A 9,170-nucleotide genomic window follows, 5' to 3' on the forward strand; every position below is an offset into this window, starting at 1 on the left:
GGGGCCGGTGCCACCGCCCCGCCGTACGCACCACCGAGGAGCCACCAGCATGACCACCTCCGCCCCCGGCCTCGACGCACGCGCCCGGGTCGAGCTGTCGATCGGCGGAATGACCTGCGCCTCCTGCGCGGCCCGGATCGAGAAGAAGCTCAACCGGATGGACGGCGTCGAGGCCACCGTCAACTTCGCCACCGAGAAGGCCCGGGTCGACTACGCCCCCGGCGTCACCGTGGAGGAACTGATCGCCACGGTCGAGCGCACCGGCTACACCGCCGAACTGCCGCCGCCCCCGGCCCCCGCGGCCGGGCCGACCGCAGCCGCCGCCGAGCCCGAGCGTCCCACCGACCCGCTGCGCGAGCGCCTGCTGGTCAGCGCCGTGCTCAGCGTCCCGGTGGTCCTCCTCTCGATGGTCCCCGCCCTGCAGTTCACCAACTGGCAGTGGCTCGCCTTCGCCCTGACCGGTCCGGTCGTGGTCCACGGCGGCCTGCCCTTCCACCGCGCCGCCTGGACCAACCTCAAGCACGGCGCGGCGACCATGGACACCCTGGTCTCGCTCGGCACCCTGGCCGCCTTCGGCTGGTCCTGCTGGGCCCTGTTCCTCGGCCACGCCGGCGCGCCGGGGATGCGGCACGCCTTCTCGCTCCCGGTCGGCGGCACCGACGCCTCCGACACCCTCTACCTGGAGACCGCCGCCGGCGTGACCGTGCTGATCCTGCTCGGCCGCTACCTGGAGGCCCGCTCCAAGCGCCGGGCCGGCGCCGCCCTGCACGCCCTGCTCGACCTCGGCGCCAAGGACGTCGCCGTCCTCCAGGACGGCCGGGAGGTCCGCCTCCCGGTGGACCGGCTCACCGTCGGCATGCGCTTCGTGGTGCGCCCCGGCGAGAAGGTCGCCACCGACGGCACGGTGGTCGAGGGCAGTTCCGCGGTGGACGCCTCGATGCTCACCGGCGAGTCCGTCCCGGTCGAGGTCACCGTCGGCGACACCGTCACCGGTGCCACCGTCAACGCGGGCGGCCGCCTGGTCGTCGAGGCGACCCGGGTCGGCGCGGACACCCGGCTGGCGAGGATGGCCAGGCTGGTCGAGGAGGCCCAGAACGGCAAGGCCCCCGCCCAGCGCCTCGCCGACCGGGTCTCCGCCGTCTTCGTCCCGGTGGTCATCCTGATCGCCCTCGCGACCCTGGTCGGCCGGCTGCTGGCCACCGACAGCCCCACCGGCGCGTTCACCGCCGCGGTGGCCGTACTGATCATCGCCTGCCCGTGCGCCCTGGGCCTGGCCACCCCGACCGCACTCATGGTCGGCACCGGCCGCGGCGCCCAGCTCGGCATCCTGATCAAGGGGCCGGAGGTGCTGGAGACCACCCGCCGGGTGGACACCGTCCTGCTGGACAAGACCGGCACCGTCACCACCGGCCGGATGGCACTGCTCGCCGTGCACACCGCCGGGGGCGTCACCGAGGCCGAGGTCCTGCGCCTGGCCGGGGCGGTGGAACACGCCTCCGAGCACCCGGTCGCCCGGGCGATCGCCGAGGCCGCCGCCGACCGCCTCGGCGGGCTGCCGCCGGTCGACGGCTTCCGCAGCCTCCCCGGCCGGGGGGTGGAGGGCGTCGTGGACGGCCGTACGGTCACCGCCGGGCGCGCGGCCCCGCCGACCGGGGCCGCCCGGGCCCTGCCGCCCGCCCTGGCCCGCGCCAAGGCCGCGGCCGAGGCAGCCGGCCGCACCGCGGTCGCGGTCGACTGGGACGGCGAGGCCCGGGCCGTGCTGGAGGTCGCCGACGCGGTCAAGCCGACCAGCGCCGAAGCCGTCGCCCGGCTGCGCGCACTGGGCCTGCGCCCGGTGCTGCTGACCGGCGACCACCCGGCGGTGGCCGGAGCGGTCGCGGCCCAGGTCGGCATCGACCCCCGGGACGTCATCGCCGGGGTGCTGCCCGAGGACAAGGTCGAGACCGTCAAGCGGCTGCAGGCCGAGGGCAGGGTCGTGGCGATGGTCGGGGACGGCGTCAACGACGCGGCCGCGCTCGCCCAGGCCGACCTGGGCCTGGCGATGGGCACCGGCACCGACGCCGCGATCGAGGCCGGCGACCTCACCCTGGTCCGCGGCGACCTGCGCTCCGCGGCCGACGCCATCCGCCTCTCCCGCCGCACCCTGGGCACCGTCCGGGGCAACCTCTGCTGGGCCTTCGGCTACAACGTGGCGGCGATCCCGCTGGCCGCCGCCGGAATGCTCAACCCGATGATCGCGGGGGCCGCGATGGCCTTCTCCTCGGTCTTCGTGGTCAGCAACAGCCTCCGGCTGCGCCGCTTCAAGCCGGCCTGAGCCCCCCACGGCCCGAGCGCCGACGACCCGGGCCCCCCACGGCCCGAGTGCCGACGGCTGCGGGGCCCGGCAGCACGAGGGGCCCGGACCGCACCCGGTCCGGGCCCCTCGTCACGCTCAACGCCCCAGCAGCTCCCCGCCGTTGCAGTGCAGGATCTCACCGGTGATGAACCCGGCCTCGGGCGAGGCCAGGAACTGCACCGCCGCCGCGACCTCGCCGGTCTCGCCGATCCGGCCGAGCAGGGTGCGCGCCGCCCGGCGGCCGACCTCGGCCTCGTCCAGCCGCGGCCCGAAGAACTCGGTGCCGGCCACCGTGCCCGGGGCGACGATGTTGGCGGTGATGCCCGAGGTGCCCAACTGCGCGGCCAGGAAGTGGTTCCAGGCGTGCAGCGAGGCCTTCGCGGCGCCGTAGGAGCCGGCCCCGCGCAGGGCGGCGATGGAGCTGATGGTGACGACCCGGCCGGAGCCCGGGGTGAGCCGGTCCCGGATCGACTCGGTGAGCAGCACCACGGTGAGCACGTTGCGCTCGAAGTCGCCGCGCCAGCGGGCCAGCAGGGCGTGGGTGCCGCCGCCGACCACGGTCTCCCGGCTGCCGGCGTTGTTCACCAGCACGTCGATCCGCTCCGGCAGTTCGGCCAGCGCGGCCTCCACCGCGTCAGGGTCGGCGAGGTCGCACACCAGCGGGGTGGCGTTCGGCCCGAGATCGGCCGCGGCCTTCTCCAGGACCGCACGACGGCGGCCGACGATCACCACCTGGTCGCCTGCTTCGGCGAACCGCCGCGCGATCTCGTACCCGATTCCCGTGCCACCGCCGGTGACGACGACGTTCCTGGCCATCTGCGCACTCCCTCCCCAGCTCCGCCGTCGCGCGACGAAGGGAGCGCGACGGTCCGTACCGGAATGCCACGATTCCTATCACGCTCGGTTGCCGTGACTGCGGGGAGGGTGACGTCGCGCGCGAGGGAAGGTGTGGTATGAGCGTGGAACCGGGCGCCTACGGAGCGTGGCGAGAGGCAGCTCACACCCCCCGGGCGTAACTTCTCGCGCCCTGATACGTCTTAGGTTGGTAGTGCGGCAGTTTTTCCGATGGGCGGGCGCGACTAACGGCAACGCGTCCCGCGCTTCCAGCGGCTGTCGCCGACGGGGCTCCGGCGGGCCCCGGGACGGTCGTCGTGCTTTCGACGGCCTTCGTGCACGGCGCCGGGGTGTGGCGGGCCAGGGACGCTTTGAGCGGCCGTCCCCGGCTGCGGTCGGCCCCGGAGTCGTGCGCCGTACGGTTCCGCCCCCGCGCGGGCCCTCCCGGGCCCGGGGCGCGAGGACGCGAAGGGGCCCGGCCGCTCAGCGAGCGGCCGGGCCCCTTTCGGTGCTGCGTCGGTCAGCGCTGGTCGAGCTCGACGTAGTCGCGGATCGCGGTACCCGTGTAGATCTGGCGCGGGCGGCCGATCCGGCTGGTCGGGTCGTTGATCATCTCGTGCCAGTGGGCGATCCAGCCCGGCAGCCGGCCGAGGGCGAACAGCACGGTGAACATGCTGGTCGGGAAGCCCATGGCGCGGTAGATCAGGCCGGTGTAGAAGTCCACGTTCGGGTACAGCTTGCGCGAGATGAAGAAGTCGTCCTTGAGGGCGTGCTCCTCCAGCTTGAGCGCGATCTCCAGCAGCTCGTCGCTCTTGCCGAGCTGGCCGAGGACCTCGTGCGCCAGCAGCTTGACCTGCGCGGCGCGCGGGTCGAAGGCCTTGTAGACGCGGTGGCCGAAGCCCATCAGCTTGACGCCGGCTTCCTTGTTCTTCACCTTCGTGATGAACGCGTCGACGTCGCCGCCGTCCTTCTGGATGCTCTCCAGCATCTCCAGCACGGCCTGGTTGGCGCCGCCGTGCAGCGGGCCCCACAGGGCCGAGATGCCCGCCGAGATCGAGGCGAACAGGTTGGCGTGGCTGGAGCCCACCAGGCGCACGGTGGAGGTCGAGCAGTTCTGCTCGTGGTCCGCGTGCAGGATGAGCAGCTTGTCCAGCGCGTTGACGACGACCGGGTTGAGCTCGTAGTCCTCGGCGGGGACCGCGAAGGTCATCCGCAGGAAGTTCTCGACGTAGCTCAGGTCGTTGCGCGGGTAGACGAAGGGCTGGCCCATCGCCTTCTTGTACGCGTACGCGGCGATCGTCGGCAGCTTGGCCAGCAGGCGGACGGTCGACAGGTGACGCTGGGCCGCGTCGAAGGGGTTGTGGCTCTCCGGGTAGAACGTGGAGAGCGCACCGACCACCGAGGACAGCATGGCCATCGGGTGGGCGTCCCGCGGGAAGCCCTGGAAGAAGCGCTTGACGTCCTCGTGCAGCAGCGTGTGCTGGGTGATCTCGCGGTTGAACTCCGCCAGCTGGGCCGCGTTGGGCAGCTCGCCGTTGATCAGGAGGTACGCGGTCTCGATGAAGCCGCCCTGCGCTGCGAGCTGCTCGATCGGGTAGCCGCGGTACCGCAGGATGCCGTTGTCGCCGTCCACGAAGGTGATCGCGGACTTGTACGCGGCGGTGTTACCGAAGCCGTTGTCCAGGGTGACCAGGCCGGTCTGCGGGAGCAGCTTCGAGATGTCGAAGCCGGAGTTGCCCGCAGTGCTCCCGACGACGGGGTATTCGTACTCGCCGTCCTGGTACCGCAGTACTACCGAGTTGTCGCTCACGTCTTCCTCACCGACGAAATGAATCCTCTTCCAAGGTGCCCTGACTGTCTCTACCATCCCCCATCCGGAGGACAGTCGCGCACCCGGGGTGGCCCGGAAGGGCCCGCCCCTACAAAACCTGCCGCCGCAGCCGGTACGAACCGGACAAGATCGGCACCACCCTAGGCTCTGCCGTAAATCTCTTCACGTCAAGAGAACATTAGAGGCAACCATCCTGTTGGATAATCATCCAGAAGCAAGTCGATGATCGAGCGCGGCATGCCGCCGACCTGCACTGACGGCCCTCACGGCCTGTGCGATCGCCTTCCGTGACCCGACCAGCACCACGAGTTTCCTCGCCCTGGTCACAGCGGTGTAGAGCAGATTTCGCTGGAGCATCGTCCAAGCGGACATCGTGACCGGAATCACCACGACCGGGTACTCACTGCCCTGCGAGCGGTGGATCGTCACCGCGTACGCGTGCGACAGCTCGTCCAGTTCGTCGAAGTCGTACGACACCTCCTCGTCCTCGTCGGTGAGCACCGTCAGCCGCTGGTCGTCCACGCTGAGGGCGGTCACCACTCCCACTGTGCCGTTGAAGACGCCGTTCCGCCCCTTGTCGTAGTTGTTGCGGATCTGGGTGACCTTGTCCCCCACCCGGAAGGTCCGCCCACCGGACCGCCGCTCCGCCAGCCCCTCCCGGGCCGGCGTCACCGCCCCCTGCAGCAGCGTGTTCAGGTTCCCCGCCCCGGCCGGTCCCCGGTGCATCGGCGCCAGCACCTGCACGTCCCGGCGCGGATCGAAGCCGAACTTCTGCGGGATCCGGCGCGCCACCACATCCACCGTCAGACCGGCCGCCCGCTCGGTGTCCTCCTCGACGAACAGGAAGAAGTCCGCCAGACCCTCCGTCAACGGCGGCTTCCCCTCGTTGATCCGGTGCGCGTTGACCACCACTCCGGACTGCTGCGCCTGCCGGAAGATCCTGGTCAGCCGCACCGACGGGATCGGCCCGCCCTCCGCCAGGAGGTCCCGCAGCACCTCCCCGGCGCCCACCGACGGCAACTGGTCCACGTCCCCCACGAACAGCAGATGGGCACCCGGCGGCACCGCCTTGACCAGCTTGTTCGCCAGGATGAGGTCCAGCATCGACGCCTCGTCCACCACCACCAGGTCCGCGTCCAGCGGCCGGTCCCGGTCGTACGCGGCGTCCCCGCCCGGCTTCAGCTCCAGCAGCCGGTGCACCGTCGAGGCCTCCGCCCCGGTCAGCTCCGCCAGCCGCTTCGCCGCCCGGCCGGTCGGTGCCGCGAGCACCACCTTCGCCTTCTTGGCCAGCGCCATCATCACGATCGACTTCACGGTGAACGACTTGCCGCAGCCCGGACCACCCGTCAGCACCGCCACCTTGCGGGTCAGCGCCAGCCGCACCGACTGCTGCTGCTCCGGCGCCAGCTCCGTCCCGGTCCGCTTCGCCAGCCACTCCAGCGCCACCGGCCAGTCCACCTCGGCGGACCACGGCAACCGGTCGGAGTCCGAACGCAGCAGCCGCAACAGCTGGTTGGCCAGCGAGATCTCCGCCCGGTGGAACGGCACCAGATAGACCGCCGTGATCGGCTCGCCCGCATCTCCCGGCACCGTCTCGCGCACCACGCCCTCGGCCGCGACCAGCTCCGCCAGACAGTCGATCACCAGCCCCACGTCCACCTGCAGCAGCTTCACGCCGTCCGCGATCAGCCGCTCCTCCGGCAGGTAGCAGTGCCCCTGGTCGCTGCTCTGCGACACCGCGTACTGCAGTCCCGCCTTCACCCGCTCGGGGCTGTCGTGCGGAATGCCCACCGCCTGGGCGATCCGGTCCGCCGTCAGGAAGCCGATGCCCCAGACGTCCGACGCCAGCTTGTACGGCTCGTTCTTCACCACCCCGATCGAGGCGTCGCCGTACTGCTTGTAGATCCGCACCGCCAGGGAGGTCGACACCCCGACCCCCTGGAGGAAGACCATCACCTCCTTGATGGCCTTCTGCTCCTCCCAGGCCGCGGCGATCTTCTTGGTGCGCTTGGGCCCGAGCCCGGGCACCTCGATCAGCCGGCCCGGCTCGTTCTCGATCACCTCCAGGGTGTCCACCCCGAAGCGCTCCACGATCCGCTCGGCGAACCGCGGCCCGATCCCCTTGATCAGCCCCGAGCCCAGGTAGCGCTGGATGCCCTGCACCGTGGCCGGCAGCACCGTCGTGTAGTTCTCCACCGTGAACTGCCGCCCGTACTGCGGGTGCGAGCCCCACCGCCCGTGCAGCCGCAGCGACTCGCCGACCTGCGCCCCCAGCAGCGCGCCGACCACCGTCAGCAGGTCGTTCCCGCCCCGGCCGGTGTCCACCCGGGCCACCGTGTAGCCGGTCTCCTCGTTGGCATAGGTGATCCGTTCCAGCACGCCCTCGACCTGCGCGAGCTGGCGCGGAACCTGCTGCCCCGACTGCGCCTGCTTGGCCACCGGAGCCCCCTTCGACCGGTACGGGTGGACTTTCCGTTACGCACCGTACCGCCCCGCACGGACAGACCCGCAGGCCCGCCGGGACCCGTGCACTCCCACGCATCCCCGTACATCCCCTCGCCCTCTCGCGCATCCTCACGCACTCTCCGTGCACCCGGGGCCAACCCGCCGTGCAGCGTCCCCACTCAGGTGCCAGGCTGGAGGGACCCGGGGGGCCGTCCGACCGCGCCCGCACGGGACCCGTCCGAGGAGCAGTGCCGCCATGCTCAACACCGACTTCCGCCCCGGTTCCCCGATCTGGCTGGACCTGAGCAGCCCCGACACCCGGGCCTCCGTCGACTTCTACACCGCCCTGTTCGGCTGGACCTTCGACTCGGCCGGCCCCGAGGCCGGCGGCTACGGCTTCTTCCAGCTCGACGCCCGTACCGTCGCCGCACTCGGCCCGCTCGCCGACGAGACCGCGCTGCCCGGCTGGACGCTGTACTTCGCCACGGACGACGCCGACCGCACCACCGCCCTCGTCCGACAGGAGGGCGGGAGCATGCGGTTCGCCCCCTTCGACGTCTTCACCGCGGGCCGGATGGCCGGCTTCACCGATCCCACCGGCGCGGACTTCGCCGTCTGGCAGCCGCACGACACCCGCGGCCTGGACCTCGTCAACGAGGAGGTCAGCCTCTGCTGGGCCGAGTGCCACAGCGTCGACGCCGAACGGGCCAAGACCTTCTACCGCGCGGTCTTCGGCTGGCAGGAACGGGACGTCCCGTTCGACGAGGCGCTCTACACCGTGGTCACCCCGGCCGGTGGCGGCACCGGCGACGCCCACGGCGGCATCGTGCAACTCGGGCCCGAGCACACCGCGCGCGGCACCGGCTCGCACTGGCTCCCCTACTTCGAGGTCCCCAACGTGGACGCCAGCCTCGCCATCGCCGAGCAGCTCGGCGCCACGGTCCGGACCCCGGCGAAGGACGTGCACGGTGTCGGCCGTCTCGCCCAGCTGGTCGACCCGCACGGCGCCGTCTTCGCCGTCATCACCAGTGCGCCGCCCGGGCCGTGACCCGGCATCGGCCCAGAGGGGCCGCGAGAAGGCCGCAAAGGGGCGCTACGGGCGTAGACAGGGACGGTCCGGCCCTGGAAGTGCCCCTTATCCTCCGATCATGACTGAAACGGCTGTTCTGACGATCCGACGGGCCACCGAGGCCGACCTGCCGGCGATCGTCGCCATGCTCGCAGACGACCCGCTCGGCGCTGCCCGCGAGAGCCCCGACGACCTCAGCCCGTACCGCGCAGCCTTCGGCCGCATCGACGGAGACCCGCACCAGCACCTGGTCGTCGCCGAACGGGCCGGCCGCACCATCGGCACCCTGCAACTCACCGTCGTGCCCGGCCTCTCCCGTCAGGGCTCCACCCGCGCGATCATCGAGGCCGTCCGCGTCCACGCCGACGAGCGGGGCAGCGGGCTCGGCACCGAACTGATCCGCTGGGCCGTCGAGCGCGCCCGCGAACTCGGTGCCGACCTCGTCCAGCTCACCTCCGACGCGACGCGCACGGACGCGCACCGCTTCTACGAGCGGCTGGGCTTCGTGCCCTCGCACCTCGGCTTCAAAATGAAGCTCTCGGACTGAGGACAAAGGCCCGTAAACGCGAAGAACCCCCATCCGGAATCCGGATGGGGGTTCTTCTGAATGATTGTTCGGCGGCGTCCTACTCTCCCACAGGGTCCCCCCTGCAGTA

6 protein-coding genes are annotated in these 9,170 nt (G+C 71.8%); 3 read left to right on the forward strand and 3 right to left on the reverse strand.

Features of this window, described 5'->3' with window-relative positions:
- The first annotated feature begins 49 nt into the window (after nt 1-49).
- On the forward strand, nt 50-2,314 hold the full coding sequence (locus tag ACIRVF_RS40715) for a heavy metal translocating P-type ATPase (RefSeq protein WP_402829715.1): 2,265 nt from the start codon (nt 50-52) through the stop codon (nt 2,312-2,314).
- Nucleotides 2,315-2,431: 117 nt separating this feature from the next.
- On the opposite strand, the gene ACIRVF_RS40720 is transcribed toward ACIRVF_RS40715, so the two are convergent.
- From ACIRVF_RS40720 to ACIRVF_RS40730, 3 genes are all read right to left on the reverse strand, one after another.
- Entirely contained in the window at nt 2,432-3,151 is a 720-nt protein-coding gene (locus ACIRVF_RS40720) for an SDR family NAD(P)-dependent oxidoreductase (RefSeq protein WP_402829718.1), read from the reverse strand.
- 538 nt (nt 3,152-3,689) lie between these two features.
- Nucleotides 3,690-4,979: a citrate synthase gene (locus ACIRVF_RS40725; protein ID WP_402829721.1), complete on the reverse strand. Its 1,290-nt coding sequence runs from the start codon at nt 4,977-4,979 to the stop codon at nt 3,690-3,692.
- A gap of 225 nt (nt 4,980-5,204) precedes the next feature.
- On the reverse strand, nt 5,205-7,439 hold the full coding sequence (locus ACIRVF_RS40730; protein WP_402829724.1) for an ATP-dependent RecD-like DNA helicase: 2,235 nt from the start codon (nt 7,437-7,439) through the stop codon (nt 5,205-5,207).
- A 262-nt stretch (nt 7,440-7,701) separates the two neighbouring features.
- Here ACIRVF_RS40730 and ACIRVF_RS40735 point away from each other — a divergent pair, with 262 nt between their 5' ends.
- Both ACIRVF_RS40735 and ACIRVF_RS40740 read left to right on the forward strand, forming a co-directional pair.
- Nucleotides 7,702-8,493: a VOC family protein gene (locus ACIRVF_RS40735; RefSeq protein ID WP_402829727.1), complete on the forward strand. Its 792-nt coding sequence runs from the start codon at nt 7,702-7,704 to the stop codon at nt 8,491-8,493.
- A 100-nt stretch (nt 8,494-8,593) separates the two neighbouring features.
- Nucleotides 8,594-9,061: a GNAT family N-acetyltransferase gene (locus ACIRVF_RS40740; RefSeq protein WP_402829729.1), complete on the forward strand. Its 468-nt coding sequence runs from the start codon at nt 8,594-8,596 to the stop codon at nt 9,059-9,061.
- Nucleotides 9,062-9,170 lie beyond the last annotated feature (109 nt).

This window comes from Kitasatospora sp. NPDC101157 (assembly GCF_044768255.1).
GTDB lineage: Bacteria > Actinomycetota > Actinomycetes > Streptomycetales > Streptomycetaceae > Kitasatospora.

Bases quoted from the DNA above. Each gene is read 5' to 3' on its own strand.
- ACIRVF_RS40715 (WP_402829715.1), top strand. From the start codon at position 50: ATGACCACCTCCGCCCCCGGCCTCGACGCACGCGCCCGGGTCGAGCTG.
- ACIRVF_RS40720 (WP_402829718.1), bottom strand. From the start codon at position 3,151: ATGGCCAGGAACGTCGTCGTCACCGGCGGTGGCACGGGAATCGGGTAC.
- ACIRVF_RS40735 (WP_402829727.1), top strand. From the start codon at position 7,702: ATGCTCAACACCGACTTCCGCCCCGGTTCCCCGATCTGGCTGGACCTG.
- ACIRVF_RS40740 (WP_402829729.1), top strand. From the start codon at position 8,594: ATGACTGAAACGGCTGTTCTGACGATCCGACGGGCCACCGAGGCCGAC.